The 26,758-nt window shown below is 72.6% G+C and carries 27 protein-coding genes; 20 read left to right on the plus strand and 7 right to left on the minus strand.

Going from position 1 to position 26,758, the window contains the following annotated elements; all coding sequences use genetic code 11:
- Window positions 1-40 precede the first annotated feature (40 nt).
- A complete protein-coding gene (locus FXF60_RS00790; RefSeq protein ID WP_022923985.1) occupies window positions 41-226 on the minus strand; it encodes a DUF5703 family protein in 186 nt (61 codons plus the stop codon).
- Between the two features lie 80 nt (window positions 227-306).
- On the opposite strand from FXF60_RS00790, the gene FXF60_RS16400 reads away from it, so the two are divergent.
- The 6 genes from FXF60_RS16400 to mshC all read left to right on the plus strand — a co-directional run bounded on the left by FXF60_RS16400 (window position 307) and on the right by mshC (window position 5,336).
- Window positions 307-687, plus strand: coding sequence for a hypothetical protein (locus FXF60_RS16400; RefSeq protein WP_192796541.1), 381 nt, complete (start codon window positions 307-309; stop codon window positions 685-687).
- A 3-nt stretch (window positions 688-690) separates the two neighbouring features.
- The gene (locus FXF60_RS00800; RefSeq protein WP_151523348.1) at window positions 691-1,746 is read left to right on the plus strand and encodes an LLM class F420-dependent oxidoreductase; all 1,056 of its coding nucleotides are present in this window, start codon (window positions 691-693) and stop codon (window positions 1,744-1,746) included.
- Entirely contained in the window at window positions 1,746-2,498 is a 753-nt protein-coding gene (locus FXF60_RS00805; RefSeq protein WP_151523349.1) for an MSMEG_4193 family putative phosphomutase, read from the plus strand. Before FXF60_RS00800 ends, FXF60_RS00805 begins: the two co-directional genes overlap by 1 nt.
- Window positions 2,499-2,508: 10 nt before the next feature.
- On the plus strand, window positions 2,509-3,069 hold the full coding sequence (locus FXF60_RS00810) for a DUF3090 family protein (RefSeq protein WP_151523350.1): 561 nt from the start codon (window positions 2,509-2,511) through the stop codon (window positions 3,067-3,069).
- Window position 3,070: 1 nt separating this feature from the next.
- On the plus strand, window positions 3,071-3,892 hold the full coding sequence (locus tag FXF60_RS00815) for an SCO1664 family protein (protein ID WP_202879509.1): 822 nt from the start codon (window positions 3,071-3,073) through the stop codon (window positions 3,890-3,892).
- Between the two features lie 166 nt (window positions 3,893-4,058).
- Window positions 4,059-5,336: a cysteine--1-D-myo-inosityl 2-amino-2-deoxy-alpha-D-glucopyranoside ligase gene (gene mshC, locus FXF60_RS00820; protein WP_151523351.1), complete on the plus strand. Its 1,278-nt coding sequence runs from the start codon at window positions 4,059-4,061 to the stop codon at window positions 5,334-5,336.
- Here the strand turns inward: mshC and FXF60_RS00825 are convergent.
- Window positions 5,286-6,014, minus strand: coding sequence for an HAD family hydrolase (locus FXF60_RS00825; protein WP_302849005.1), 729 nt, complete (start codon window positions 6,012-6,014; stop codon window positions 5,286-5,288). The two genes, mshC and FXF60_RS00825, sit on opposite strands and share 51 nt — an antisense overlap.
- Before the next feature lie 68 nt (window positions 6,015-6,082).
- On the opposite strand from FXF60_RS00825, the gene FXF60_RS00830 reads away from it, so the two are divergent.
- Window positions 6,083-6,940 carry a PAC2 family protein gene (locus FXF60_RS00830; protein ID WP_151523595.1) on the plus strand — a complete coding sequence of 286 codons (858 nt, stop codon included), beginning with the start codon at window positions 6,083-6,085 and terminating at the stop codon, window positions 6,938-6,940.
- Here FXF60_RS00830 and FXF60_RS00835 read toward each other — a convergent pair.
- The gene (locus FXF60_RS00835; RefSeq protein WP_151523352.1) at window positions 6,926-7,789 is read right to left on the minus strand and encodes a RecB family exonuclease; all 864 of its coding nucleotides are present in this window, start codon (window positions 7,787-7,789) and stop codon (window positions 6,926-6,928) included. The genes FXF60_RS00830 and FXF60_RS00835 overlap by 15 nt on opposite strands.
- 23 nt (window positions 7,790-7,812) lie before the next feature.
- Between FXF60_RS00835 and FXF60_RS00840 the strand changes: the two genes are divergently transcribed.
- The 4 genes from FXF60_RS00840 to FXF60_RS00855 are packed head-to-tail and all read left to right on the plus strand — an operon-like array spanning window position 7,813 to window position 13,674.
- Window positions 7,813-8,913, plus strand: a complete 1,101-nt coding sequence (locus tag FXF60_RS00840) for a site-2 protease family protein (RefSeq protein WP_151523353.1) — start codon at window positions 7,813-7,815, stop codon at window positions 8,911-8,913.
- A gap of 33 nt (window positions 8,914-8,946) precedes the next feature.
- A complete protein-coding gene (locus FXF60_RS00845; protein WP_151523596.1) occupies window positions 8,947-9,957 on the plus strand; it encodes a tRNA (adenine-N1)-methyltransferase in 1,011 nt (336 codons plus the stop codon).
- Window positions 9,954-11,594: a proteasome ATPase gene (gene arc / locus FXF60_RS00850; protein WP_151523354.1), complete on the plus strand. Its 1,641-nt coding sequence runs from the start codon at window positions 9,954-9,956 to the stop codon at window positions 11,592-11,594. Before FXF60_RS00845 ends, arc begins: the two co-directional genes overlap by 4 nt.
- 55 nt (window positions 11,595-11,649) lie before the next feature.
- Complete coding sequence (locus tag FXF60_RS00855) at window positions 11,650-13,674, plus strand: MFS transporter (RefSeq protein ID WP_151523355.1); 2,025 nt, start codon at window positions 11,650-11,652, stop codon at window positions 13,672-13,674.
- Between the two features lies 1 nt (window position 13,675).
- Here the strand turns inward: FXF60_RS00855 and FXF60_RS00860 are convergent, their stop codons facing one another.
- Window positions 13,676-14,716 carry an alpha-hydroxy acid oxidase gene (locus tag FXF60_RS00860; RefSeq protein ID WP_202879510.1) on the minus strand — a complete coding sequence of 347 codons (1,041 nt, stop codon included), beginning with the start codon at window positions 14,714-14,716 and terminating at the stop codon, window positions 13,676-13,678.
- 24 nt (window positions 14,717-14,740) lie between these two features.
- On the opposite strand from FXF60_RS00860, the gene dop reads away from it, so the two are divergent.
- The 3 genes from dop to FXF60_RS00875 all read left to right on the plus strand — a co-directional run bounded on the left by dop (window position 14,741) and on the right by FXF60_RS00875 (window position 17,187).
- Complete coding sequence (gene dop, locus FXF60_RS00865) at window positions 14,741-16,297, plus strand: depupylase/deamidase Dop (protein ID WP_151523356.1); 1,557 nt, start codon at window positions 14,741-14,743, stop codon at window positions 16,295-16,297.
- An 81-nt stretch (window positions 16,298-16,378) separates the two neighbouring features.
- A complete protein-coding gene (locus FXF60_RS00870; RefSeq protein ID WP_238335621.1) occupies window positions 16,379-16,819 on the plus strand; it encodes a nucleotidyltransferase domain-containing protein in 441 nt (146 codons plus the stop codon).
- Window positions 16,816-17,187, plus strand: coding sequence for a HepT-like ribonuclease domain-containing protein (locus tag FXF60_RS00875; protein WP_151523358.1), 372 nt, complete (start codon window positions 16,816-16,818; stop codon window positions 17,185-17,187). Before FXF60_RS00870 ends, FXF60_RS00875 begins: the two co-directional genes overlap by 4 nt.
- 42 nt (window positions 17,188-17,229) lie before the next feature.
- Here FXF60_RS00875 and FXF60_RS00880 read toward each other — a convergent pair whose 3' ends face one another.
- On the minus strand, window positions 17,230-18,831 hold the full coding sequence (locus FXF60_RS00880; RefSeq protein WP_151523359.1) for a hypothetical protein: 1,602 nt from the start codon (window positions 18,829-18,831) through the stop codon (window positions 17,230-17,232).
- A 67-nt stretch (window positions 18,832-18,898) separates the two neighbouring features.
- Here FXF60_RS00880 and FXF60_RS00885 point away from each other — a divergent pair, with 67 nt between their 5' ends.
- The 4 genes from FXF60_RS00885 (at window position 18,899) to FXF60_RS00900 (ending at window position 22,013) form a co-directional block, all read left to right on the plus strand.
- Window positions 18,899-19,102, plus strand: coding sequence for a ubiquitin-like protein Pup (locus FXF60_RS00885; RefSeq protein ID WP_151523360.1), 204 nt, complete (start codon window positions 18,899-18,901; stop codon window positions 19,100-19,102).
- Window positions 19,099-20,484 carry a Pup--protein ligase gene (gene pafA / locus FXF60_RS00890; RefSeq protein WP_151523361.1) on the plus strand — a complete coding sequence of 462 codons (1,386 nt, stop codon included), beginning with the start codon at window positions 19,099-19,101 and terminating at the stop codon, window positions 20,482-20,484. The genes FXF60_RS00885 and pafA overlap by 4 nt, the downstream gene beginning before the upstream one ends.
- A gap of 63 nt (window positions 20,485-20,547) precedes the next feature.
- Window positions 20,548-21,585, plus strand: coding sequence for an FKBP-type peptidyl-prolyl cis-trans isomerase (locus FXF60_RS00895; RefSeq protein ID WP_151523362.1), 1,038 nt, complete (start codon window positions 20,548-20,550; stop codon window positions 21,583-21,585).
- A gap of 29 nt (window positions 21,586-21,614) precedes the next feature.
- Complete coding sequence (locus FXF60_RS00900; RefSeq protein ID WP_151523363.1) at window positions 21,615-22,013, plus strand: FKBP-type peptidyl-prolyl cis-trans isomerase; 399 nt, start codon at window positions 21,615-21,617, stop codon at window positions 22,011-22,013.
- A 170-nt stretch (window positions 22,014-22,183) separates the two neighbouring features.
- Here FXF60_RS00900 and FXF60_RS00905 read toward each other — a convergent pair whose 3' ends face one another.
- Entirely contained in the window at window positions 22,184-23,542 is a 1,359-nt protein-coding gene (locus FXF60_RS00905) for a cation:proton antiporter (protein ID WP_151523364.1), read from the minus strand.
- 2 nt (window positions 23,543-23,544) lie between these two features.
- A complete protein-coding gene (locus tag FXF60_RS00910; RefSeq protein WP_151523365.1) occupies window positions 23,545-24,678 on the minus strand; it encodes a DUF3866 family protein in 1,134 nt (377 codons plus the stop codon).
- 56 nt (window positions 24,679-24,734) lie between these two features.
- On the opposite strand from FXF60_RS00910, the gene FXF60_RS00915 reads away from it, so the two are divergent.
- Entirely contained in the window at window positions 24,735-25,748 is a 1,014-nt protein-coding gene (locus FXF60_RS00915) for a helix-turn-helix transcriptional regulator (protein ID WP_151523366.1), read from the plus strand.
- Window positions 25,748-26,728, plus strand: a complete 981-nt coding sequence (locus tag FXF60_RS00920; protein WP_151523367.1) for a helix-turn-helix transcriptional regulator — start codon at window positions 25,748-25,750, stop codon at window positions 26,726-26,728. Before FXF60_RS00915 ends, FXF60_RS00920 begins: the two co-directional genes overlap by 1 nt.
- Window positions 26,729-26,758 lie beyond the last annotated feature (30 nt).

The following is a 26,758-nucleotide window of genomic DNA, read 5'->3' on the forward strand; positions in this document are numbered from 1 at the left end:
GTCGGCGCAGACCGTGCGGCCGGTCGGGAGGGTCCGGGTGTCAGGCGGTGCGACGCACCCGGATGATCTTGCGCCGCAGCAGCACCCTGCGCACCCCACCGAGGTAGACCCGGACGCGGGCCAGCTCCCAGGCGCCGTACTCGGCGTGCTCGGTGAGCGCCTGCCGCACCTCACCACGACCCTGGTCGCGGTGGAACGTGAGCTCTCGATACTCGTACTCCACCATTGCGGGCCAGCATAGGCACCCTCGCCGACCCTCGGGAAGCAACCCGCCCGTGACCGCCCGATTCGCGCTACCGTCACACCATGACCGCAGACCCGCGTGCCGCCCTGACCGCCCTCGTCGCCGCCCTCGAGACCCACCTGGAGACGGCAGCGGTCAGCCGGGGCGAGGACGACCCCGCGGTCGTCGAGGCCTATGAACGCATCGCCGAGGCGTTCACCGCCTACGACGACGCGCTGATGGACGCCTACGGCGAGGTCACCCCGCTGGAGGTCTACGACGACGACCTGGCCAGCGAGGACGACGACGAGGACGAGGAGGACGACGACTTCGACGACGAGGGGGACGACGAGGACGACGACGAGGGGGACGACTTCGAGGACCTCGGGGAGAGCGACGACGAGGATGAGTACTCCGGGCTGGACGACGAGGAGTACGACCTCGACGACTCCCCGCGGGGCTGAGCCGTGCGGCTGGGTCTGAGCTGCGGATTCTGGGGGCAGGGTCGCGACGAGGAGAACATCGCGCTGGTGCAGCGTGCGGACGAGCTGGGGGTCGAGGTCGCCTGGGTGGCCGAGGTGTACGGCCCGGACGCGGTCAGCATCCTGTCCTTCCTGGCGGCCCGCACCGAGCGGATCGCGCTCGGCGCCGGCGTCATGCAGATCCCCGCCCGCACCCCGGCGGCGACCGCGATGACCGCGATCAGCCTGGACAGCCTCTCCGGCGGCCGTTTCCGCCTCGGGCTGGGCGTCAGCGGCCCGCAGGTCTCCGAGGGGTGGCACGGTGTGCGCTTCGCCAAGCCGCTGGCCCGCACGCGGGAGTACGTCGACATCGTCCGCACCGCCCTGCGGCACCGACCGGTCAGCTACGACGGCGAGTTCTTCACCCTGCCGCTGCCGGACGGACCCGGCAAGGCCCTCCGGCTCACGCACCTGCACCGGCCGGACATCCCCGTATACCTCGCGGCCGTAGGCCCCAAGAACCTGGAGCTCGCCGGGGAGATCGCCGACGGCTGGCTCGGGGTCTTCGTGGCACCGGACTTCTTCGCCGAGCAGCGCGCCCATCTCGAGGCGGGCCAGGCCCGGCGTGCCGAGCCTCGCCCTGAGGACCAGCCGTTCCAGACCGATGCCACGGTGGCACTCGCCGTGGGCGACGACCTCGAGGCCTGCGCCCGCACGGTGAGTCCCTATCCCGCGCTGTACGTCGGCGGCATGGGGAGCCGCGAGCACAACTTCTACAACCAGCTCGCCTGCCGCATGGGCTACGAGCGCGAGGCGGCCCGGGTGCAGGAGCTGTATCTCGACCGCAAGTGGGCCGAGGCCGCCGCGGCACTGCCACCGCAGTTCATCGACGACACCAGCCTGCTCGGCGACGTGGACCGGATCACCGAGCGGATGCGCCGCTACCAGGACGCGGGCATCACCACGCTGACCCTGGCGCCGTGGGGCCAGGACCTCACGGCCCGGATGACCGCCCTGGAGACCGCCGTCGAGGCCCACTCCCGGCTGGACGCGACCGGCTGATGGCGGTCTGCATCCTGCTGCGCCACGGGCGCACCCGAGCCAACGCCGACGGGCTGCTCGCAGGCTGGACCCCCGGCCTGGGACTGGACGAGGTGGGTGCCGAGCAGGCCCGCACGGTCGGGGCACGGCTCGCGAGCACGCCGCTGGCCGCCATCGTCTCGAGCCCCCTGCAACGGTGCGCGGAGACGGCGGCCGCCGTGCTCGCGGCGCAGCCGGCGGATCGCGCCGTGGCGCGGCATACCGAGGAGCGCCTCGGGGAGGCGCGGTACGGCGCATGGACCGGGCGACCGCTGTCCGAGCTCGCCGAGGAGCCGCTGTGGCGGGCGGTGCAGGACCAGCCGTCCACGGTGTCCTTCCCGGCCGACGACGACTTCGCCCACGAGTCCATGTCGGACATGGCCGGACGCGCGGTCACCGCCGTCACGGAGTGGGACGCCCGGATCGAGGCCGGGCACGGACCCGCTGCCGTCTGGGTCGCGGTCAGCCACGGGGACGTCATCAAGGCCATCCTCGCCGACGCCCTGGCGACCCGGCTCGACGACTTCCAACGCATCGTCGTGGACCCGGCCTCGCTCAGCCTGGTCCACCGGACCAGCACCCGGCCCTTCGTGCTGCGCACCAACGACACGAGCAGCGACCCGGTCGACCTGAGCGGCCTGGTGGCCCGGGTCACCGCCGAGGGCGCGAGCGGCGACGCGGACGTCGGTGGCGGTGCCGGTGCTGCCGGAGGGACCGCAGGGGAGAAGACGTAGGCTGACCTCCATGGCTGAGCACGTCTTCGACCCACCGGAGCGCTGTGTCGCCGGCAGTGTCGGTCCCCCCGGCGGGCGGACGTTCTTCCTGCAGGCCACCGACGGCCAGCGGGTGATGACCGTCTCGCTGGAGAAGGAGCAGGTGCGCCTCCTCGGCGAGTCGCTGGCCGAGATGTTGGACGACGTCGCGGGGGCGGACGGCAGCGAGGAGGCGGGCGAGGCATACCTGGACAACGCGCCGCTGGACACCCCGATCGAGGACGACTTCCGGGTGCAGCGGCTGTCGGTGGCGTGGGAGGCCGGGCAGCGCCGGATCGTCCTGGAGGCCTACGACCGACCCAGCGAGGAGGACGTCGCCGAGCTCGAGACCGAGGCGGAGGCCGGCGACCTCCCGTGGGCCGGGCTCCCGCCCCAGTCGCTCAAGGTGGTCCTCGAACCCGGCCGGGCACGGGCCTTCGCGCAACGGTGCACGGCGTCGATCGAGGGTGGGCGGCCGTCGTGCCCCTTCTGCGGACAGCCGCTGGACCCGACCGGCCACATCTGCCCCCGCGCCAACGGTTACCGCCGCTGACGTGCACGACGACGCGGCCCTGGAGCTGCTGCGCACCTGCACCATCGAGCCGGTCGGCGTGCTCACCCAGGCCTCGAACCTGACCCTTCTCGTCGATCTCGCCGTGGATGGTGAGCCCACCGGCCACCGCGCCGTCTACAAACCGGCCCGCGGCGAACGCCCGCTGCACGACTTCCCGCCCGGCTCGCTCGCGGCCCGGGAGGTGGCGGCGTATGCCGTGTCCCGCGCCGGAGGCTTCGACATCGTCCCGCCCACGGTCCTGCGGGAGGGCCCGCTCGGCGCAGGCTCGGTCCAGTGGTGGGTGGAGCAGGAGGCGGACCGACTGGCGGACCCGGCCGGCGGGCTGGTCGAGGTGCTGCCGCCGGAGCAGCTCGGACCCGGCTGGCGGGCGGTGGTGCAGGGCGAGGACGAGCAGGGGGCACCGGTGGTGGTGGCGCACGCGGACGATCCGCGGCTGCGCACCATGGCGGTGCTGGACGTGGTGCTGAACAACGCCGACCGCAAGGCCGCCCACCTGACCCTCGACCTCGGCTCGCGGCTGCGAGGGTTCGACCATGGCGTGTGCCTGCACGAGGAGGACAAGCTCCGGACCGTGCTGTGGGGCTTCGCCGGCGAGCAGCTGGCCGACGAGGACGCGCGCCGGCTGACCGCGCTGGAGCGTGAGCTGGACGACGCCGGTGGGGACTGCGCCGAGCAGCTCGGCGCGCTGCTCACGCCCGCCGAGGCCACCGCCCTGCGCACCAGGGCGCGGGACCTGCGCGAGGTCGCCGTCTTCCCGATGCCTCCGACCGAGCGCTACCCGCTGCCCTGGCCGCTCTGGTGACGGGCGCCCGCCCGCCCAGCCCAGGCCCACCCACCGGGGAGTGTGGTCGGCATAGCACAAGCTCCATCGGGAAGTTTGCCGATGAAGGTTGTGCTATGCCGACGTTGGTCCGGGTGGGCGACCCGCGATTGGGGTGACGCCGGGGACGAGAGCTAGGCTCCCCGACGTGAAGACCTGGTCGACCACCGACGTCCCCCGGCTGCCGATCGACCACGAGGGGATGCCGGTGCGCGTGCACGACACCGCCACCGACGCCCTGGTCCCGGTCGCGGGCCAGGACGGCACCGCCAGGCTCTACGTCTGCGGCATCACGCCCTACGACGCCACCCACCTCGGCCATGCCGCGACCTATGTCACCTTCGACGTGCTGCAGCGGGCCTGGCGGGACGCCGGGCTGGCCGTCACCTACGTGCAGAACGTCACCGACGTGGACGAGCCGCTGCTGCAGCGGGCGGAGCGGGACGGCCTGGACTGGCGCGAGCTGGCCCGCCGCGAGATCGAGCTCTTCTTCGAGGACATGGAGGCGCTGCGGGTGCTCCCTCCCGACCACTACGTCGGCGCGGTCGAGGGGATCCCGGACGACGTGACCGCGGTGGAGCAGCTGCTCGAGGCGGGCACGGCATACCTCGTGGACGTGCCGGAGGACGAGCACGGGGTGCCCGGCGCGACCGGCAGCGACGTCTACCTCGACCTGTCCACCCAGCCCAGCTTCGGCGCGGTCTCCGGCTGGACCCGGGAGCAGATGCTGGAGGTCTTCGCGGACCGGGGAGGCGACCCCGACCGCCCGGGCAAGCGGGACCGGCTGGATCCGCTGCTGTGGCGGTCCGGCAGGGAGGGTGAGCCGCACTGGGACGGTGGGGCGCTGGGCCAGGGGCGGCCGGGCTGGCACATCGAGTGCTCGACCATCGCCCAGCGCTATCTCGGCCCGGGCTTCGACGTGCAGGGCGGTGGCACCGACCTGGTTTTCCCGCACCACGAGATGAGCGCCGTGCAGGCGGCCGCGTCGTGCGGGGACGACTGCTTCGCGCGCGCCTACGTGCACCAGGCGATGGTGGGGCTGGAGGGTGAGAAGATGAGCAAGAGCCGGGGCAACCTGGTGCTCGTCTCCCGGCTGCGCAGCACCGGGGTGGACCCGATGGCGATCCGGCTGGCCCTGCTCTCCCAGCACTACCGCACCGAGTGGGAGTGGACCGACCAGCTGCTGCGGGACGCCGACGACCGGCTGGACCTGTGGCGTCGGGCCAGCGACATGGCGGCGCACGAGACGATCACCGACCTGGGCCGCGCCACCGTGCAGCGCGTGCGGGAGCGGCTGGCGGACGACCTCGACACGCCGGGAGCCCTGGAGGCGGTCGACGACTGGGCGACGACGGTGGCCGCCGGTGAGCCGGCGTCAGGCCTGGTCGTGCGGGCCGTCGACGCGTTGCTCGGCGTGCAGCTCTGAGCTGAGGGTGGGGACGAGCCGACCCAGGTCGGCAGGAGCGAGTCCCTCGAGCGTCGCGACCTGCATGCTGCCGGGGATGCTCGGCACCGGCACCATGTGCGGCACGACCAGCGTCGGCACGCCCGCCGCCGTCGACGCGGTGGCTCCGGTGACCGAGTCCTCGATCGCCACCGCGCGCCCCGGGTCGACGCCGAGCCGCCGGGCCGCCTCGAGGTATGCCTCGGGGTGCGGCTTCCCGCGGGTCACCTGGTCGCCGGTGACCACGGCGTCGAAGGTGCCCGGGGGCAGCTGCTCCACCAGCACGTCGGCAAGCTCGGTCCAGGACATGGTGACCAGGGCGCACGGGACCGCCGCCCGGCGGAGGGCGGCGAGCAGCTCGAGCGCTCCGGAGCGCCAGGGCACGTGCTCCCGGGTGCGCACGACCACGCCGTCGAGCAGCCGTCGGACCACCTCCTCGGGCGCCCCCTGCACCGGGGTGCGCTGCAGGATCATCCGTGCCGAGGTCAGCAGGTCCTGGCCCACGAGATCGTGCGCGTCCTCGTCCGTCCAGCGTCCGCCGGCCTCCTCCACCAGCAGGTACTCCTCCGCGATCCAGTAGGGCTCGGTGTCGACGATGGTGCCGTCCATGTCCCAGAGCACGGCGGTCGGCAGGGGCTGGTCGGGATGCTGGCGCGTCACCCCTCCACGCTAGAGCAGTGCGGTCTAGGGTGGTCGCACGGTCCGTGCACGAGCAGGAAGGTGAGGCCGTGATCGAGCTGCAGGACACGGGTGAGTTGCGGGACCCGATCGTCATCGCCGCGTTCGAGGGCTGGAACGACGCCGGCGAGTGCGCCTCGAGCGTCGTGGAGCACCTCGCCCAGGTGTGGGACGCCGAGGTCGTGGCCGCCGTCGACCCCGAGGAGTTCTACGACTTCCAGGTCAACCGGCCGCAGATCCTCACCGTCGACGGACGCCGGATGATCCGGTGGCCCAGCACCCGGGTGATGCTCGCCCGCAACACCCCGCTCGGCCGCGACGTGCTCCTGGTGCTGGGCATCGAGCCGTCGGTGCGCTGGCGCACCTTCGCCAGCGACCTGCTGTCCTACCTGCTGGCGCGGGACGTCCAGCTGCTGGTCGTCCTGGGCGGGCTGCTGGCCGACGTGCCGCACACCCGGCCCATCCCGGTGAGCATCAGCTCCGAGGACACCCAGCTGCTGGCCAGCAGCGACGACATCGAGCGCAGCACCTACGAGGGACCCACCGGCATCATCGGCGTGCTCTCCGACGAGGCCCGGCAGCAGGACGTGCCCACCCTGTCGTGCTGGGCCGCGGTCCCGCACTACGCCGGCGGCCCGCCCTCACCCAAGGCCTCGCTCGCCCTGCTCGGGCAGCTCGAGGAGCTGCTCGACTGCGTCATCGACGACACGGCGCTCAGCGACGCGGCCCGGGCCTGGGAGCGCGGGGTGGACGACCTCGCGTCGACGGACGAGGAGGTCGCCGACTACGTCCGGCAGCTGGAGGAGGCGCAGGACACGGCCGACCTCCCGGAGGCCTCCGGCGACGCGATCGCCAAGGAGTTCGAGCGATACCTGCGCCGGCGGGACGACGGCTCACCGCGCGGCTGACCGCGCCTCCTGCCCGCTGTCGACGCTGCCCGCCGAGCGCGGGTCCAGGGCCAGCCGGGTCGCACCCTCCGGGAGCGGGGGAGGCGTCCCGCCCCACGCCGGGCACAACGACTGGAACGAGCACCACGAGCAGGCCCGACCCCGGCGCGGACGCCAGTCGCCGGAGACCGCCACCTGCTCGATGGCCGACCAGAGCGCACGGATCTTGCGCTCGGTCGCCCGCAGGTCGGCCTCGGTCGGGTCGATCCACAGCACCGTGCGGTCGCCGAGGTAGACCAGCTGCAGCCGGCTCGGCAGCACCCCGCGGGTGCGCCACAGCGCCAGGGCGTAGAACTTCAGCTGGAACAGGGCCCGACCCTCGAAGGTCTCCGAGGGCGCCCGGCCGGTCTTGTAGTCGACGACCCGCAACCGTCCGTCCGGCGCCTCGTCCAACCGGTCGACGTAGCCCCTGATGACGAGTCCGTCGAGGTCGGCCTCGACGTAGAGCTCCCGCTCGGAGGGTTGCAGCCGGGTGGGGTCCTCCAGCTCGAACCAGCGCTCCAGCAGCGAGTCCGCCGCGCCGCAGGTGTCCTCGACGGCCAGCTCGGCCAGGTCGGGCTCCTCCACCAGCATCCGCTCCCACTCGCCGGGGACCAGCGCGGCGGCGTTCTCCACGGTGCGCTCGGCTGCGGGACGGTCGAAGATCCGGTCCAGCACCGCGTGCACCAGGCTGCCCCGGGCGGCGGCCGCGCTCGGCGGCTCCGGCACCCGGTCGACCACCCGGAAGCGGTAGAGCAGCGGGCACTGCATGAAGTCTGCGGCCCGCGACGGGGACAGGGCTCGGGTGCAGTCCGCTCTGCCCGGCTCCATGGGCGGCACTCTACGCTCGTGGGATGGAGCGACAGTCCGGGTGGCGCATCGGCACCCTGTCCGGGATCCCGATCTACCTCGGCCGCAGCTGGGTCCTCGTCGCCCTGCTCATGGTGGCCCTCTTCGGTCCCACCGTGGGACGCACCCTTCCCGGCCTGGGCGCGTGGAGCTATGCCGTGGCGCTCGTCTTCGTGCTGCTCCTGCTGATCTCGGTGCTGGTGCACGAGGCGGCCCACGCCCTGGTCGCCCAACGGGTCGGCTTCGGGGTGTCCCGGATCGTGGCGGACTTCTGGGGCGGGCACACCGCGCACGACGGCGCCGGCGGCACGCCCGGCCGCAGCGCCGCCGTCGCGGTCGTCGGCCCGCTGGCCAACGGTCTGCTGGCGCTCCTCGGCTGGTGGTCGATGGGTCTGTTCGACGGCACCGGGGTGCCGTTGCTGCTGGCGTATGCCTTCACCTGGGCCAACTCCTTCGTCGCCGTCTTCAACCTCATCCCGGGCCTGCCGTTGGACGGTGGCTACCTGCTGGAGGCGTTGGTGTGGAGGCTGTCCGGCAACCGGCACGTCGGGACGATGGTCGCCGGCTGGGCGGGCCGCCTCGTGGTGGTCCTGGTGGCCATCGCGCTCCTGCTGCCACCGCTGCTCGAGGGGCAGCAGGTCCCCTGGACCCGGGTCGCCTGGGTCGCCCTCATCGGTCTCTTCCTGTGGCAGGGCGCGAGCCAGGCGATCCGGCTGGGCCGGCACGGGCTGGTCGCGTCCCGGCGCCGGCTCGGCGACGCGGCGGTGGCGCCCGGGGTGGTGGACGCCGCCACCCCGCTGCACACCGTGCCGTGGTCCGACCACGCGGTCTGGGTCGTGCTCGGGCCGGACGGCCGGCCGGACGGTCTGGTCGACCCGCCGGCGCTGCAGCAGGTGCCGCGGGAGGCCTGGCCGAGCACGGCCGCCGAAGCCGTGGCGGTGCGTCTCCCGGCGGGCTGGGCGGTGGAGATGGACCCGGAGGCGACGCTGGACGGCGTGATCGAGGTCATGCGGCGCAGCGGCTCCGGGGTGGTCGCGCTGCTCGACGGGCAGGGCCGGCCCTGGGGCGTGGTGAGCGCCCACGATCTGACGCCGGCGCGCTCGTAGACTGACCCGGTGAGCAGGCCGACGGGCGCCGAGATGCGGCGCGGACCCTTCCGGGCGGGCGACCGCGTGCAGCTGACCGACCCCAAGGGACGGATGCACACCGTCACCCTGGAGCCGGGCAAGGAGTTCCACACCCACCGCGGGCACCTCAAGCACGACGACCTCATCGGCGCCCCCGACGGGTCCGTCGTCCGGCACACCTCGGGCGCGGAGTACCTCGCCCTCCGGCCGCTGCTCTCCGACTTCGTCCTGTCCATGCCGCGGGGCGCGCAGGTCGTCTACCCCAAGGACGCGGGGCAGATCGTGACCTATGCCGACGTCTTCCCGGGCGCGGTCGTGGTCGAGGCGGGTGTCGGCTCGGGCGCGCTGTCCCTGTCGCTGCTGCGCGCCGTGGGGGAGTCGGGACGTCTGCTCAGCTTCGAGCGCCGCGAGGACTTCGCCGACATCGCCCGAGCCAACGCCCGGACCTTCTTCGGCGGCGACCACCCGGCGTGGACGGTGACCGTCGGCGACCTCGTCGAGGCGCTGCCGCGGACGGTCGGGCCGGGGACCGTGGACCGGGTGGTGCTGGACATGCTGGCCCCGTGGGAGTGCCTGGAGGTCATCGCCGAGGCGCTGGCCCCCGGAGGCGTCCTCATCTGCTACGTCGCCACCACCACCCAGCTGTCCCGGGTCGCCGAGGCGGCCAGGTCGGCCGGAGGCTGGACCGAGCCGCAGGCCTGGGAGTCGATGGTGCGTGGCTGGCACCTCGAGGGGCTGGCGGTCCGCCCGGAGCACCGGATGCACGGTCACACCGGCTTCCTGGTGACGATGCGGCGCTTGGCGCCGGGCACCGAGGCGCCGCTGCGCAAGAAGCGTCCGGCACCGGGCGCCTACGGAGAGGACTACACCCCCGCCGACGGCGAGTGGAGCCCGGCCGACCTGGGGGAGCGACCGGTCTCGGACAAGAAGCTGCGGCGCACCCGCCGCGACGCGGAGGCCGCGGGCGCGGCGACCGTTGCGGGCGAGCCCGGGCAGACCGACGAGGGGCAGGAGGGACCATGACCGAGCCGACGCCGCGCGAGCGGCACCTGCAGCAGCAGGTGCAGACGCTGACCACCCGGGTCAGCGAGCTCAAGGGCCAGAACGACGCGCTCAGCACCACCCTGACGAGCGCGAAGAAGCAGATCGTGGGGCTGCGCGAGGACCTGGACGCGCTGGCGTCGCCCCCGCTGACGATGGGGCTGGTGCTCCGTCTCGGGGACGACGGGACGGTCGACGTCTCGGTGTCCGGTCGGCGGATCCGGACCCAGGTGGCCTCCGAGGTGGACGCCGGCACGTTGCGGCCGGGACGCGAGGTCCTGCTCAACGACGCCCAGGCCGTCGTCGGTGTCGCCGACTACGAGCGTGCCGGTGACGTGGTGACCTGCAAGGAGGTCCTCGACGACGGGCGGCTGACCGTGCTCGTGCGCGGCGAGGACGAGCGGATCGCGCGCCGGGCCGGGTCGCTCGGCGAGGAGCCGGTCCGGGTGGGGGACGCCCTGCTGCTGGACACGCGCAGCGGCTTCGTCACCGAGCGGATCGAGCGGCCGGAGGTCACCGAGCTGATGCTCGAGGAGGTGCCCGACATCTCCTACGACGACATCGGCGGCCTGTCCGGGCAGATCGAGCTGATCCGCGACGCCGTCGAGCTGCCCTTCCTGCACGCCGAGCTCTACGAGAGCCACCACCTGCGCCCGCCCAAGGGGGTGCTGCTCTACGGCCCGCCGGGGTGCGGCAAGACGCTCATCGCGAAGGCGGTCGCGGCCTCCCTGGCCCGGCAGGCGGCCGAGCAGAAGGGGCTCACCCCGGGGGGCGCACGCAGCTACTTCCTCAACATCAAGGGCCCGGAGCTGCTGAACAAGTACGTCGGCGAGACCGAGCGGCACATCCGGATGATCTTCCAGCGGGCCCGGGAGAAGTCGGCCGAGGGCGACCCGGTGGTGGTCTTCTTCGACGAGATGGAGTCCCTCTTCCGCACGCGTGGGTCCGGGGTGTCCTCCGACGTGGAGACCACCATCGTGCCGCAGCTGCTGGCCGAGATCGACGGTGTGGAGCGGCTCGACAACGTCATCGTCATCGGCGCCTCCAACCGGGAGGACATGATCGACCCGGCGATCCTTCGGCCGGGCCGGCTGGACGTCAAGATCAAGATCGAGCGCCCGGACGCCGCCGGTGCCCGCGACATCTTCTCGAAGTACCTCACCGCCGACATCCCGCTCCACGCCTCGGCGCTGGCGGCGCACGGTGAGGACCGGGCCGCGACCGTCGGGTCGCTCATCGACGGCGTCGTGGAGCGGATGTATGCCGTGTCCCCGGCGAACGCCTTCCTCGAGGTGACCTACGCCGGCGGGGACAAGGAGGTGCTCTACTTCCGCGACTTCGCCTCCGGGGCGATGGTCCACAACATCGTCGACCGGGCCAAGAAGCTGGCGATCAAGGACGTCCTCACCCGCGGCGAGGAGGGGCTGCGCGAGCGCCACCTGCAGCAGGCATACCTCGACGAGTTCAAGGAGAACGAGGACCTGCCGAACACCACGAACCCGGACGACTGGGCGCGGGTCTCGGGCAAGAAGGGCGAGCGGATCACCTACATCCGCACGCTCGTCGGGGACGCCTCCGGCACCCAGCCGGGCCGGTCGGTCGAGCTCGGGGAGCGCTGAGCCGGCCCCGTCGCCCGGGAGCCGGCCGCCGACGGGCTGGGCGTACGCTCTGAGCATGGCAGTTGCTGCGGACGAGGAGACCGCCCCACCGTCCGCACCATCCACCCCCACCACCGCGATCATCGTGGTGCTCGCGCTGTGCGGCACCCTGGTCTCGCTGCAGCAGACCCTGGTCCTCCCGCTGCTGCCGGACTTCCCCGAGATCCTCGACACGACCAGCGACAACGCGTCCTGGCTGGTGACCGTCACGCTGCTCACCGCCGCCGTCGGGACCCCCATCGTGTCCCGGCTGGCCGACATGTTCGGCAAGCGGCTCATGCTCATCGTGTGCATGTGGGCCGTCATCGCCGGATCCGTCGTGTCGGCGCTCAGCGCGGAGCTGTGGCTGGTGGTCCTGGGCCGGGGCCTGAGCGGTCTCGGCGCGTGCCTGGTGCCGGTGGGCATCAGCATCATGCGCGACCACCTGCCCGCGGACCGGGTCGGCTCCGGGGTGGCGTTGATGTCGGCGACCCTGGGCATCGGCGGGGCGATCGGTATGCCGCTGGCCGGGGTGATCTACGAGAACCTCGACTGGCACGCCCTGTTCTACGTCTCCGGCGGGTTCGCGGTCAGCATGCTGGTGGCGGTCTACCTGGTCGTGCCGGAGTCGACGGTGAAGACGCACGGCCGGTTCGACTTCACCGGTGCGGTGCTGCTCTCGGTGGCTCTCACCTGCTTCCTGCTGGCGGTCAGCAAGGCCGGCACCTGGGGCTGGGGGTCACCGATCACGCTGAGCCTGCTGGCCGGAGCGGGCCTGGTGCTGGCCGCCTGGGTCCCCTGGGAGCTGCGCACCGGGCAGCCGCTGGTGGACATCCGCACCTCGACCCGCCGCACCGTGCTGCTGACCAACGCGGCCTCGGTGCTCGTCGGCTTCGCGATGTTCGCCAACTTCCTGACCTCCGCGCAGCAGGTGCAGATGCCCGCCGAGACCGGCTACGGCTTCGGGCTCTCGGTGGTCTCCACGGGCCTGGTGATGCTGCCCTCGGGCCTGCTCATGGTCGCGATGTCGCCGGTCTCGGCCGGCCTCATCACCCGGTTCGGCCCGCGCGCCGTCCTCATCGCGGGTGCGGTCACCATCGCGATCGGCTTCATCGGCCGGTCGCTGCTGCACGGCAGCGTGCTCGAGGTCGTCATCACCTCGAGCATCGCCTCGCTCGGCACGGCGCTGGCCTTCGCGGCCATGCCCACCCTCATCATGCGCGCGGTGCCGATCACCGAGACCGCCTCGGCCAACGGCCTCAACACGCTGCTGCGCTCGCTCGGGACCTCCTCGGCCTCGGCCCTGGTCGCGGCCGTCTTCGCCGCGTCGATGGTGCAGACCTCCAGCGGGGAGATGGCGCCGCGCTTCGAGGCATACCAGCTGATCTTCTGGGCCGGCGCTGCCGCGTCCCTGGGTGGTGGCCTGATCGCCGCCTTCATCCGGCGACCGCAACGCGCCCACGCCGACGTCACCGAGGGCGGCCCGCAGGTGCCGGTGGGGGAGCGGACCGAGGTCAAGCTCGACGGCGAGCTCCCGGAGCTGCTGGTGCGCGGCACCGTGGTCGGCCCGCAGGGCAGGCCGCTGCGCCAGGCGGTCACCACCGTGCTGCGCCCGGACGGGCGCCACATCGACTGGGGGCGCACCGACAACGCCGGCCGCTACACCCTGGCCCTGCCCGAGCCCGGGCCCTACCTGCTCGTGGTCTCCGCGGACGGCTGGGCACCGCAGTCCGCCCTCGTCGAGCTGTCCGTCGGGCACGAGGAGAACGTCACCATGGCCAAGCGGCTGCTGCTCTCGGGGCACATCACCGACGACGGGACCCCGATGGCGGACGTCCTCATCTCGCTGATCAAGCACTCCGGGGAGTTCGTCGGCACCGCCCACACCGACGCCGACGGACACTACGAGATCGGGCTCCCTCCGCCGGGACGCTACGTGCTCACCGCGGTCGACCACGAGGGCGGGAGGACCCGGTCGCGGGCGCTGACCGTGCTGGCCACCTCGACCACCCTCGACCTGGACATCGTCACCGGCGTGCCCCGGCCGCGCGTCGACGCCTGACTCAGGGTCGCGCCAGCAGGCCGGCAGGCCTGACCTGCGGGACCGTGGCCACGCCGGCCAGCCGCATCGCCTCCACCAGCTCGGCCGCCCAGGTCTGCTGCCAGGTCCAGACGCCCTCCTCTCCGTCCAGCAGCGCCAGCACGGGGGCGCGCCCGGCGAAGACGGCATCCGCACCGGCGGCCAGGGCGACCAGGACGTCCAGGCCGGTTCGCACCCCGCCGTCGACGTAGACCTCGGCGTGCTCGCCCACCGCGTCCCGCACCTCGGGCAGCGCGGACGCGGTCGGCACCGCACGGTCCAGCTGCCGCCCACCGTGGCTGGAGACCCACACCGCTGCGGCCCCGGCCTCCAGGCAGCGCACGGCGTCGTCGCCCCGGAGGACCCCCTTGACCACGACGGGCAGCCCGGTGACCGTGGTCAGCCAGGCGATGTCCGCGGGGCCGAGGTCCGTGGCCTTCTCCGCGTCCTGGGCCGGGTCCGCCCCGACCGGGAAGTTGACCCGCAGCAGGGCCGGGTCGGTCGCCTCCCAGACGGTGTCACCGGCATACCTCTTGGTGCTGACCACCGGCGTGTCCACGGTGAGCACGACCGCCTGCGCACCGGCCGCCACCGCCGTCTCGAGCACCGGGGCCGACCGGGACCGGTCCTGGGTGAGGTAGGCCTGCAGCCACCACCGCGCGCCGGTCGCACCGATCTCGGCGAAGGTCGACCCGGCGTTGCTCGACACCACCAGCAGCTGCCCGGCCGTGGCGCAGGCGCGGGCCATCGCCACCTCGCCCTCCGGGTGGACCGCCCGCTGCAGGGTGGTGGGCGCCACCGCGAAGGGCAGGTGCGTGGCCTCGCCGAGCAGCTGGGTGGTCAGATCTACGGTGCTGACGTCACGGAGCACCCGCGGCCGCAGCCGCAGCGCCCGCCAGGCCTCGCCCGCCTCCGCGGCGCTGATCCCCTCACCCGCCCCCGTCATGAGGTACTCCAGCACCGGCGCGGGCAGGGCGTCGCCCGCCCGGGCGAGGGCGTCGGCGAAGCGGTAGCCGGTGCTCACGCCGCGCACGTTACCGTCAGCGGTATGGGAGTCGGCCGGATCATGGGCATCGAGACCGAGCTCGGCATCACCAGCACCCAGGTCGACACGGCGGGCCGACCGGTCACGCCGATGGTGCTCTCCGGCCAGGTCGTGCGCGCGTATGCCGCGGGTGCAGCCGCCGGGGCCGCGCTCCCCTCGGCCTCGGGCTGGGACTACGCCGACGAGACGCCGCTGCGGGACGCCCGCGGCTTCGAGATGGCCCGGGCACTGGCCGACCGGTCGCAGCTCACCGATGTCGAGGATCCGACGATCGCGACGTCCGTGCTGTCCAACGGGGCCCGGTTCTACGTCGACCACGCGCACCCGGAGTACTCCTCGCCGGAGGTCACCGGTCCGCTGGCGGCGGTGCGCTACGACCGTGCGGGGGAGGAGGTGGCGTGCGCGGCGGTGCGGACCCTGGCCGGGGAAGGGCTGGACGTCCGCCTCTACAAGAACAACGTGGACGGCAAGGGCGCCTCCTACGGCACCCACGAGAACTACCTGGTGCCGCGCGCCGTGCCCTTCGACCGGCTCGCCCGGCAGCTCATCCCGTTCCTCGTCGCGCGACCGGTCATCGCCGGCGCCGGGCGGGTCGGGCTCGGGCAGGTCAGCGAGGACCCCGGGTTCCAGCTCTCCCAGCGGGCCGACTACCTGGAGGCGGAGATCGGGCTGGAGACGACGCTGCGACGCCCGATCGTCAACACCCGGGACGAGCCGCACGCCACGCCCCACCTGCACCGGCGGCTGCACGTCATCGTGGGTGACGCCACGATGGCCGACGTCACCACCTTCCTCGCGCTGGGGTCGCTGTCGGCCGTGCTCCGGGTCGTCGAGACCCACCCCGAGCTGCTGGACGGCCTGGACCTGGCCCACCCGGTCGCCGCCGCCCGCCAGATCAGCCACGACCCCACCCTGGGTGCCGTGGTGCCCCTCGCCGACGGTCGCCGGCTCTCCGGGCTCGACCTGCTCGAGGCGCACCTGGAGGCGGCCGAGCAGGCCGCGTCCTCCGGCCACGAGGCCTGGGCCGAGCCGGCAGCCGGCGGGGAGACCCTCACCGTCCTCGCGCGGTGGCGGGCGGTGCTGGACACGTTGCGCACCGACCCGGCCGACGCGGCGGGACAGGTGGAGTGGGTCGCCAAGCACCGGCTGCTGGAGCGTTTCCGGGATCGGGCGGGAGTGGGCTGGGGCGACCCCCGGCTCGCGGCGATGGACATCCAGTGGCACGACCTCGACCCGTCCCGCGGCCTGGCGCGCAAGCTGCGTGCCGCGGGCCAGCTGGAGCGGCTGGTGACCGACGACGAGATCGCCACCGCCGTGACCGAGCCGCCGCCGGACACGCGGGCCTGGTTCCGCGGCGAGACGGTGCGTCGCTATGGCGTGGGCGGGGGAGTGCGGGCCGCCTCCTGGGACTCGGTGGTCCTCGTCGACGACCGCGGGGGACTGCGCCGGGTGCGCATGGACGAGCCCACCAGTGGCACCCGAGACGCCGTCGAGGCGCTGCTGGACCGGCATACCGAGGCCGCGAGCCTGCTCTCCGAGCTGGCCAGCGAGGACGTCTGAGCCCCGGGAAAGCGGGCATGGAGCCATGTGGCAACGGCAGGCTCGACCGCAGCCTCCCATATCATGCGATATGATCCAGCCATGGAGGATGTGCGTCGGCTGCGCCACGCGGCGGGCGTCTCGCAGGCAGAGCTCGCGCGGCGCAGTGGGGTGGCCCAGCCCAACATCGCGGCCTACGAGGCCGGTCGGCGTCAGCCGTCCGCAGCGATGACCGAGCGCCTGCGCGCGTCACTGCGGCCCCGCCCCAGCCAGGCAGTGGCGGCACACCGGGAGCGGATCCTTGCCGTCCTCGCGGCGCATGGAATGAGCCGCGTCAAGGTCTTCGGCTCGGCGGCACGGGAGGCCGACGCGCCAGGTAGTGACCTTGACCTTCTCGTCGACTTCCCGCCGGATGGCGACCTGCTGGACCTGATCGACGGCGCTGAAGCGGTCGAGGAGCTCCTGGGACTCCACGTCGACATCGTCACCTCGCGCTCGATCGGGCCGGACCACGAGATCGCGCGCACTGCGATACCCCTGTGACATCCCTCGACGAGCGTTACGGTGAGCACACCGAGGGCAGACTCAGGGACGTCGCGGCGCTGTGCCGTCGTGCCGAACAGCTGGCAGGGCGCGGTCGGGAGTGGTATGACTCCGACCCCGAGCTGCAGGTCCCCAGGCTCGCCGCGGACTCACTCGTCCTGAAGCTCGGGGAGGCCGTTCGCCGCCTGCCTGACGCCTTTCTCGAGGACCATCACGCCGACCCCGAGTGGCGACGCGCCATCGGGATGCGGCGTCGCATCGCCCACGACTACGACGCCGTCGACTACGAGCTGGTGTGGGGGGTGGTGTCGCGCCACGCAGGAGAGCTGCGGCGACGCGTCGAGGCACTTCTGATCGATGCTACCTAGGCGAAAGACTCACGATGAGCTTCATCGCGGCCAAGCCGCGCCTCAGTCTTGAGAGGTCGGGTCGGCGAACCCGTGCCGCGCCTCGACGAGATGTGCGGGTGGATCCACCACTTCATGTAGTCCGCGACTCTTGAGTGCCTTCTCCAGCACCGTTTCGTCCCTCATGCCCAGAGAAAGCGCTCCCAGTCCTGCCATGACAGCGTGAGACGTCAGGTCGCTGGATCCAACCAGCCAGTCGATAGCGAGTTGAAGGTCCTTTTCCGTCGACGGAAGGCGGAGCGTTACCACCTCAAGGTCGTTCTCCCAAGCTCCTTCGATGGGGTCCGCATGACGCATGCCTGCCAGCAAATCGTCTCGATCCAGCGTGAGCTGACAAGCGCCCAAGAGCACATGCGTTCCGGTCTCGCGCTTGTCATCGAAGCGCCCCAACCCCATCACCACGATTTCCGACTCGTCTATCCGCAGGCCGAGCTCCTCGCGGGCTTCACGCACCAACGCGCGTCGCAGGTCCGGCAACCCAACGGAGTCGAAGTCAGAATCGACACCCGGCCTGCGCTCCATCTCGAGGTTGCCGTTCACGGCCGGTCCCAGGAGGCCCTGGTGCGAGCCAGCCTTCTTCGACCGGCGTACAAATACAAGGCGTCCACAGGCCGTGACTGGCACCGCGGACAAGGTGACAACCCCCACAGGGGTCGAATCACCCGGCGGCGCCTGGCGGTCGGGCGCGTGATGGTGCGTTGCGACTACAGCCGCGTAGGTCGTCTCCGCCAGTGACAAGTGGAGAGCCCGTCGGCCGCTCCGGTTGTCGATCTCTGACCGCCATGAGATGAGGCGGGGAACGATGCCGTCAAAGTGATTCGAGCGCTGGAGCGACTTCGCGATTCTGTCTCTGGCCTCCTCGGGGATGCGCAGGCCGTGGTCCTCTGCTCGGAGCTCTCGCGTCATCGACTCCTGGATCGGATCCAGATCAACCTGCGGCACGGCGGATGCTCGACGGATGGGAGGATCGATAACAACACGCTCAGGGCGGTAGCTGACAATGAGATCCTGCGCCTGAAGCACCGGTCCCCTGCCGGCCTCCTTCCCCTCAAGCGCCGCCACCTCATCGGGGTTGCTCCCCAGAAACACTAACCTTCGGTTTCCATCCCTCGACAGGAGTTCTACTGGCTCTCCTGGCAGGATCTCCCGCTGATTGTCGTGCCGTCGAAGGATCTCTGCAACGTCCCTAGCGCGCGCCGCATCTGCTCCGACAACAGGAGTCAAGTCCCCGCCAAGGAGGGGACCTCTCTCAAGTTCACCAGCCAGCCGAGCGTAGGCCTCGGCCAGGTTCGCCGGGGGAAGGTGCTTGCGGTCGTAGGTAATGCTCTCTTCATCCTTCAAACCCTTCGCTTTCGCGAGCCACACGAGCTCCTCGGCCGGGCTGGGGGAGGAACCGTTCAGCAGCTCTCTCACACGTGCCCGGATCGCCGGGCGCGCCACACCGAGGGAGTGCAGGGCCCGTCTTCTCGCCCTCCTCATCCTCGAGCCTGGCCGGTTCCGCGCTACGGCCAGGGCCCCGTACGAGAGCGCAAGCAACCCAGCGACTTCCGCGAGATTCATCGACAGGGCTGATCCCATGAGCGACATCACGGTGTCCACGCGCATGCGCCAAGCCTATTGGCCGGGGGTCCAGATTCATCGTGCTTGAAGCATCCCCAGCTACGATCGGAGCATGTCACAGCAGCACTTCGACCGTCGCGGCAGAGGCGGGGACGGCGAGCCGGACGCCGACGGCGCTCCGCCGCCCACCGCTCCGGCCGCGCAGAGCGCCGAGCGGGACGCCGCGCTGGACTCGCTCCTGGACGAGATCGACGGGGTCCTGGAGAGCAACGCCACCGAGTTCGTGCACGGCTTCGTGCAGAAGGGCGGCGAGTGAAGCAGCGGGTGATGGGCGTCGAGACCGAGTTCGGCGTCAACGCCACCTTCACCGGCACCGCCCGGCTGTCCCCGGAGGAGGTCTCCCGCTACCTCTTCCGCAAGGTCGTGGCGTGGGGACGCTCCTCCAACGTCTTCCTCGGCAACGGGTCCCGGCTCTACCTCGACGTCGGCTCGCACCCGGAGTACGCCACCGCCGAGTGCACCGACCTGCTCGACCTGGTCGCGCACGACCGGGCCGGCGAGATCATCGTCCAGGACCTCGCGCACGACGCCGAGCAACGGCTGGCGGAGGAGGGCTTCGGCGCCGTCGTCTACGTGCTGAAGAACAACGTCGACTCCCGCGGCAACTCCTACGGCTCGCACGAGAACTACCTCATCGAGCGCCGCACCCGGATGGAGCGGATCACCGAGACGCTGGTGCCCTTCCTCGTCACCCGGCAGCTGGTGACCGGCGCGGGGCGGTTGCACGTCACCGAGCAGCGCGCGACCTACCTGGTCTCCCAGCGCGCCGACCACATGTGGGAGGACCTGAGCTCGGCCACCACCCGGTCCCGGCCCATCATCAACACGAGGGACGAGCCGCACGCCGACCCGGAGCGGCACCGGCGGCTGCACGTCATCGTGGGCGACTCCACGATGAGCCAGACCACCACCCTGCTGCGCCTGGGGACCACTCATCTCGTGCTCCAGATGCTCGAGGCCGGGACGGTCGTCCCCGACCTGGTGCTGGCCAACCCGATGCAGGCGATCCGCGACATCAGCCGCGACCCCACCGGGCGGGTGCCGGTCCGGCTGCGTCGGGGCGGCACCGCGACCGCCCTGGAGATCCAGGAGGAGCTGCTCGGCCTCACCACCCGGTATGCCGAGGGCGCCGGGCTGACCGAGCACCCGGCATACCGTGACGTGCTGGAGCTGTGGGAGCGCGGCCTGCACGCGATCGCCACCGAGCGGCTCGACCTGGTCGACACCGAGATCGAGTGGGTGATGAAGAAGAAGCTGCTCGACTCCTACGCCGCCAGGCACGACCTCGACCCCTGGGACAGCCGGCTGCAGCAGCTCGACCTGGCCTGGCACGACATCCACCCCAGCCGCGGGCTGGTGCGCATCATGGAGCGGTCGGGTGCGGCGCGGACCGTGGTCGAGCCCGAGCGGATCACCGCCGCCACGACGACACCACCCCCCACCCGCGCCCGGCTGCGCGGCGACTTCGTGCGGACCGCGTCCGAGCACCGCCGCGACTTCACCGTCGACTGGGTCCACCTCAAGCTCAACGACGCGGCCCAGCGCACCGTGATCTGCAAGGATCCGTTCGCGGACGAGGATCCGCGGGTGGAGGCGCTGATCGAGCACATCCGCGGCGGCGGGGGTGCTCACACCTGACGTCCAGGGTCGCCGGGTTAGGCTGGGGGCGCACCCACTCCCCGAATCTGCAAAGGACGCTCCGTGCGCTCTCCTCGACTGCGCTACCTCGCGGCGGCCGCCGCGCCCCTGATCTTCCTCGCGGGCTGCAGCCCCGAGTCCTCCGGGGACGGCGACGACGCGGCCGCCACCAGCGCACCCGGTGACGACGCGGCCACGAGCGCCCCGCCGAACGGCGACCTCGCCGACATCGCCGTCGACACCGAGGGTGATGAACCGGCTCTGACCTGGGACGACGAGCCCTTCTCCGACGGCGACCTGCCGTTCGTCGCGGCGGGGACGCAGACGCGCACCCTGACCGAGGGCGACGGTGACGAGGTCGCCGAGGGGGATGAGGTCGAGGTGCAGTACCTCGCCGTCAACGGCACCTCCGGGGACGAGCTGGTGTCGACCTTCCCGAACGACGAGTCGGTCACCCTGGCGCTCGGCAACGAGGCGCTCTTCCCGGCCTTCCGCGAGGGGCTGCCCGGCACGGCCGTCGGCGACGAGCTGCTCATGGCGATCCCCGCGAGCGAGGCCTTCGGAGAGGCGGGCAACCCCCAGCTCGGCGTCGGCCCGACGGACACGGTGCTGTTCTACCTGGCCGTCCAGAACACCTGGGAGCCGCTCACCGAGGCCCAGGGCGAGGAGGTCGAGCCCGAGGAGGGGCTGCCCACCGTCACCATGGGCGACGCCGGTCCGGAGATCGACGTCGAGGGCGTCGAGGCGCCGGAGCAGCTGGTCACCCAGCCGCTGATCCAGGGCGAGCGCCCCGAGGTGGTCGCGGGTCAGACCATCCGGGTCCACTACACCGGCGTGAAGCTGTCCGACGGCGAGCAGTTCGACAGCTCCTGGGAGCGGGGCGAGCCCACCGAGTTCCCCATCGGGGTGGGCCAGGTCATCGCCGGGTGGGACGAGGGACTGGTCGGCCAGCCGGTCGGTTCGCGGGTCCTGCTGGTGGTTCCGGCCGAGGAGGCCTACGGCGAGCTGCCCGAGGAGACCGAGGGCCAGACCGCGGCCCCCGCGCACGAGCTGGCCGGCGAGGACCTCGTCTTCGTGGTCGACATCCTCGGCGCGTCCTGACCCCTACCCACCCACACCAAGGAGCCACGATGACCGACTCTCCCTTCGGCCAGGTCCAGAAGGCCAAGCCCGAGATCGACTTCCCCGGCGACGAACCCCCCACCGAGCTGGTCGTCGAGGACCTCGAGGTGGGCAAGGGCGCCGAGGCGACCGCCGGCTCGACCGTCTCGGCGCACTACGTCGGTGTCGCCTGGTCCACGGGCGAGGAGTTCGACGCGTCGTGGAACCGGGGCCAGCCGCTCACCTTCACGGCCGGCGTCGGCCAGGTCATCCAGGGGTGGGACCAGGGCCTGCTCGGGATGAAGGTCGGGGGACGTCGCAAGATCGTCATCCCGCCGCACCTGGGGTATGGCGACCGGGGCGCGGGCGGCGCCATCAAGGGCGGCGAGACGCTGATCTTCGTGGTGGACCTCGTCGACGTCCGCTGAGCCCGACCCCGGGCATACCGGGCAACCACGAGCGACGCCCGGTCGGGTCTGAGGTGACCACGAGCGACGCCCGGTCGGGTCTGAGGTGACTACAGACGACGCCCGGTCGGGTCTGAGGTGACCACGAGCGACGCCCGGTCGGGTCTGGGGTGACCACAGGCGACGCTCGGTCAGGGAGATGAGGCGCTGAGGCGCTCCCGGTCCCGCTCCAACCGGCTCATCACCGGGGTCACCAGCACCCCGTGCACGACCACGGACAGCACCACGGTGAAGACGCAGGTGGCCCACAGCCACCGCTCACCGGTCCAGGTCGCCTCCGAGAGGGCATACGCCAGGTAGTAGAGCGTGCCCACTCCGCGGATCCCGAAGAAGGCGCTGATCGCCTGCTCCCGCCGGGCGAGGGGGCGGTGGGTCTCGTCGGCCAGCCGCCACCGCCCGGGCGCCAGGGCGGCCCAGCCGGCGACCGGACGGATCACGCCGACCAGGGCCACGCCCACGAGCACCCCGCGCCAGTCGAGGTGCTCGAGCGCCCCGTCGGTGAGCGCGATGCCGACGAAGAGCAGCACCACGAGGGTGAGCACCCGCTCCAGCCGCTCGACGACACCGTGCATGTGCTCGTGGAACTCGTGCCGCCGTGCCCGGGAGCGGATGGTCATGGCGCAGACAAAGACCGCGAGGAAGCCGTAGCCCTGCGCCACCTCGGCGACACCGTAGGCCAGCAGCATCGCGGCCAGCGCCAGCAGCGCCTCGCCCTGCTCGGCCAGCCGCAGCACCTGCTGGCGGGACCGGAAGGCGATGTAGGCCATGAACCACCCGACCGCGAGGCCGATCACCAGGCCGAGGACGATCTTGCCGACCAGCTCCCAGGCGAGCCACCGCCAGCCCCACTGCGCCACCGGGCCGAGCGTGGCGAGGAAGATCGCCGCGTAGACGAACGGGAAGGCGAGCGCGTCGTTGAGCCCGGCCTCCGAGGTGAGCGCGAAGCGCACCTCGTCGTCGTCGGTGATCTCGTCGTCGTGCAGCTGCTCCGCGACCGAGTCCTCGTCCTCCTGCGCCCCGGGGCGACGGATCGCCGGCCCGGCGACCTGGACGTCGCTGGCCAGCACCGGATCGGTCGGGGCCAGGACCGCACCGAGGAGGAGCGCCTGGGCCACCCCCAGCCCGAGACCCCACCACCCGAGCAGGAAGACGCCGGCGATGGTGAGCGGCATCGCGATCCCGAGCAGCTTCCAGGTGGCCGCCCAGGTGCCCCACGACCTGCGGTTGCGCCAGGACAGCGGCCGGTCCAGCGCCAGGCCCACGCCCATCAGCGCCAGCAGCACGGTGAACTCGGTGACGTGCTCGATGGTCTCCCGCTGGTTCGTGGGGTCGAAGGCGAACCTGGAGCCGATCGGCAGCAGCCCCACGAGGGCACCGATGACGATGAGGATCACCGGCGCGGACAGCCAGGCGCGCGTCAGCAGGCTGGGCAGCGCGACGGCGACCAGGAGCACCGCCCCGCCGAGCAGGAAGACCAGGTCCGACGACATGCTCAGCCCCGACGTCCGGCCGAGACGAGCCGGCCGGCGTGCCGGCCGGCCACCGCCGCGGTGAGGAAGCCGGCGGGGTCGTCGTCCAGCCCTCGGCCCATCGTGGACAACGGCACCGGGGCGCCCCGGAGCTCACCCAGCAACCCGTCGGTCCCGACGTCGACGCCGGTGAGGTGCGCGGCGGCCGCCACCAGCTCACCCGCCTGCTCGCGGACCCGCTCGAGGCAGCCGACGAGCGGGTCCTGCGGGTCGCCGGGCGGCACCCTCGGGACCGGCACGTCCGCGGGGTGCGCCAGCACCCGGCCGAAGGCGGTGACGCTGTGGTGCGACAGCCCGCGGTGCCGGTCCCGGGCGTCCGCCTGGGACACCCGGAGACCGGCCACGGCGTGTCCACCCAGGACGGCGGCCGCGTTGAGCGCCTCTCCGACGGCGACACCGGAGAAGCCCCATCGGGTGTCCGTCCCAAGGTTCCCGGGACCCTGGGTCACCACCGCCAGGTCGGCGCCCACGACGTGCCGGGCGGCGAGCAGCGCGGTGTGCACGGTGACCGCCTCGAGGTCGCCCCCGAAGGCCTGTCCGGTCGTGATGGCGGCCTCCAGCCACCCGGCGTCCCGCAGCCCGGCCACGGTGCGCGACCAGGCCAGGGGCAGCGCCGCACCGTCGGTCATGACGTAGGCCACCCGAGCCCCGGGTGCCTCGGCCCGGACCCCGGCGACCACCGCGGGCAGCGCCGAGTGCAGGTCGGTGGCGACCACCGGCATACCGTCCAGGTCGTCGGCCGCGGACAGCGCGGCGTGGTGCTCACCCTCCGGGTCGTCGACCCCCAGCACCATCGCCTGCAGCGGCGTGTAGCGGGCCTTGACCAGGTGGCCGGGCACCTCGGTCCCTCCGGCGTCGGGCCAGGCGCCGGGACGGTCCGGGATGGCGACGACGAGGGCATACCCACCGGTGCCGAGCCCCCGATCGAGCGCGGTGACGTTGAGCAGCACCCGGTCGCCGACGACCGGCGTCCCGACCAGGTCGGGATAGGCCAGCGCCCGTGCCGTGCCACCGGCCGTGAGGTCGACCCCGACGACGACCACCCCGTCCCATCCGGGGAGCAGCTCGCGCACCTCGCCCTCGCGCCACGTGATCACGAGGCCGAGCCTATAGATGCGCGGCGGCGTCGCGGCCGGACGGTAGCCTCGGCAGCATGGCGAAGAGTGCGAGCACGGGGGTCAGCCCTGCCACGGCGAAGACCGAGCGGCTGCTCAACCTCGTCATCGCCCTGCTGCACACCCGGCAGCCGCTGTCCAAGGCCAAGCTGCGCCAGGCCGTGCCGGACTACGCGCAGGGCAGCGTCGAGGCCTTCGAGCGGATGTTCGAGCGGGACAAGGACGAGCTGCGGGCCCTGGGCATCCCGTTGCGGACCGAGCCGATCGACGCCTTCTTCGACGACGAGCCGGGCTACCGCATCGACCAGCGTGAGTATGCCCTGCCCGAGATCGACTTCGCCCCCGACGAGCTCGCGGTCCTGGGGCTGGCGGCGCGCGCGTGGAGCCAGGCGAGCCTGGCCGGGCCTGCGGCCCAGGCGCTGCGCAAGCTGGACGCCGCGGGGGTGGTGCGCGACGAGTCCTCGGTCGCCGGCATCGAGCCGTTGCTGCACACGCCCGATCCCGCCTTCGAGCCGGTGCGTGACGCGGTGCTGACGCGCACCCCGATCACCTTCGACTACCGCGGGGGCAGCGGGGACCTGGCGCACCGCCGGGTCCAGCCGTGGGGTCTGACCAGCTGGCACGGCCGGTGGTACCTCACGGCGCACGACCTGGACCGGGACGCACCGCGGGTGTTCCGGCTGGACCGCGTCGTCGGTGCGCCGAAGCGGTCGGGAAGGCCGGGGGAGTATGCCGTGCCGTCGGACCTCGACACGGTCGCCATGATCCGGCGCAGCACCGGCGACGAGCCGCCGGCGACCACGGCCGCGCGACTGCTGCTGCGCGACGGCGCGGCGGCCTCGCTGCGCCGACGGGGCACCCCGCTGCCGGGCGAGGAAGCGCCGGAGGGCTGGACCGCGCTGGAGCTGCCGACGGGTTCCCTGCCGCGGCTGGCGCGGGAGGTCTGCGCGGCCGGGGCCGACGTGCGGGTCCTCGCGCCCCCCGAGCTCGGGTCCCTCGTCGCGGAGCGGCTGCGCGCCGTCGCGGCCGCGCACGGGGGAGGGGAGGCGTGATGGCGACCTACGAGAGCGCGACCTCGCGGGTCTCGCGGATGCTGACGATGGTCCCGTGGCTGGTGCACCGCCAGGGTATCGACCTGGCGACCGCCGCCGCCGAGCTGGGCGTCTCCGAGAGCCAGGTCGTCGAGGACCTGCAGGTGCTGTTCCTGTGCGGCCTGCCCGGCCACTACCCGGACGACCTCATCGAGGCGTCCTGGGAGGGCGGCCGGGTCTTCGTCGGCAACGCCGACACCATCGCCCGGCCGCTGCGCCTGGGCCGGGACGAGGCGCTGGCGCTCATCGTGGCGCTGCGCGCGCTCGCGGCGACGCCGGGCCTGGCCGAGCGGGAGGCCATCGACCGCGCCCTCGCCAAGCTCGAGGGCGCCGCGGGCGACAGCGCCGAGGGGGCCGGTCAGGTGCGGGTGGACCTGGACCAGCCGGTCGACGACGAACTCGCGGCGCGGGTGCGGACCGGGCTGTCCGAGCAGCGCCGGCTGCACCTGCGCTACACCTCCGCGAGCCGCGACGAGACCACCGAGCGTGACGTCGACCCGCTGCGGGTCCTGTCGGTCGACGGCCGGTGGTACCTCGAGGGGTGGTGCCACCGCGCCGCCGACCTCCGCCTCTTCCGGCTGGACCGGATCGAGTCGGTCGAGGTGCTCGACCAGGCGGCCACCCCGCCGGACGAGCTGCCCGAGCGGCCCGTGGGATCGGGCGTCTACCGCCCGGACCCGCACGACCAGAGCGTCGTGCTGGACCTCGCGCCCGGCTCCGCCTGGGTGGCCGAGCAGATCCCGGCCGAGGAGGTCTCACCGCGCGACGACGGCTCGGTCCGGATGACGCTCCGGGTCGCCGACCCGCACTGGCTGGTGCGGCTGGTGCTGCGCGAGGGCGGCGGCGTCCGCGTGGTCGAGCCGGCCGCCATGGTCGACGAGGTCCGCGAGGCAGCCGCGGCCGGGCTCGCAGGGAACCCCGCCGAGGGCGCCGACCGTTAGACTGGTGCGGCAAGCTGTCCGTGGCTCACA

It is taken from the genome of Serinicoccus kebangsaanensis (assembly GCF_008919445.1).
Taxonomy (GTDB): domain Bacteria; phylum Actinomycetota; class Actinomycetes; order Actinomycetales; family Dermatophilaceae; genus Ornithinicoccus; species Ornithinicoccus kebangsaanensis.

Bases quoted from the DNA above. Each gene is read 5' to 3' on its own strand.
- FXF60_RS00855 (WP_151523355.1), top strand. From the start codon at position 11,650: ATGGCAGTTGCTGCGGACGAGGAGACCGCCCCACCGTCCGCACCATCC.
- FXF60_RS00840 (WP_151523353.1), top strand. From the start codon at position 7,813: ATGGAGCGACAGTCCGGGTGGCGCATCGGCACCCTGTCCGGGATCCCG.
- FXF60_RS00835 (WP_151523352.1), bottom strand. From the start codon at position 7,789: ATGGAGCCGGGCAGAGCGGACTGCACCCGAGCCCTGTCCCCGTCGCGG.
- FXF60_RS00790 (WP_022923985.1), bottom strand. From the start codon at position 226: ATGGTGGAGTACGAGTATCGAGAGCTCACGTTCCACCGCGACCAGGGT.
- dop (WP_151523356.1), top strand. From the start codon at position 14,741: ATGGGAGTCGGCCGGATCATGGGCATCGAGACCGAGCTCGGCATCACC.
- FXF60_RS00810 (WP_151523350.1), top strand. From the start codon at position 2,509: ATGGCTGAGCACGTCTTCGACCCACCGGAGCGCTGTGTCGCCGGCAGT.
- FXF60_RS00900 (WP_151523363.1), top strand. From the start codon at position 21,615: ATGACCGACTCTCCCTTCGGCCAGGTCCAGAAGGCCAAGCCCGAGATC.
- arc (WP_151523354.1), top strand. From the start codon at position 9,954: ATGACCGAGCCGACGCCGCGCGAGCGGCACCTGCAGCAGCAGGTGCAG.
- FXF60_RS00845 (WP_151523596.1), top strand. From the start codon at position 8,947: ATGCGGCGCGGACCCTTCCGGGCGGGCGACCGCGTGCAGCTGACCGAC.
- FXF60_RS00880 (WP_151523359.1), bottom strand. From the start codon at position 18,831: ATGCGCGTGGACACCGTGATGTCGCTCATGGGATCAGCCCTGTCGATG.
- FXF60_RS00805 (WP_151523349.1), top strand. From the start codon at position 1,746: ATGGCGGTCTGCATCCTGCTGCGCCACGGGCGCACCCGAGCCAACGCC.
- FXF60_RS00920 (WP_151523367.1), top strand. From the start codon at position 25,748: ATGGCGACCTACGAGAGCGCGACCTCGCGGGTCTCGCGGATGCTGACG.
- FXF60_RS00885 (WP_151523360.1), top strand. From the start codon at position 18,899: ATGTCACAGCAGCACTTCGACCGTCGCGGCAGAGGCGGGGACGGCGAG.
- FXF60_RS00905 (WP_151523364.1), bottom strand. From the start codon at position 23,542: ATGTCGTCGGACCTGGTCTTCCTGCTCGGCGGGGCGGTGCTCCTGGTC.
- FXF60_RS16400 (WP_192796541.1), top strand. From the start codon at position 307: ATGACCGCAGACCCGCGTGCCGCCCTGACCGCCCTCGTCGCCGCCCTC.
- FXF60_RS00870 (WP_238335621.1), top strand. From the start codon at position 16,379: ATGGAGGATGTGCGTCGGCTGCGCCACGCGGCGGGCGTCTCGCAGGCA.
- FXF60_RS00915 (WP_151523366.1), top strand. From the start codon at position 24,735: ATGGCGAAGAGTGCGAGCACGGGGGTCAGCCCTGCCACGGCGAAGACC.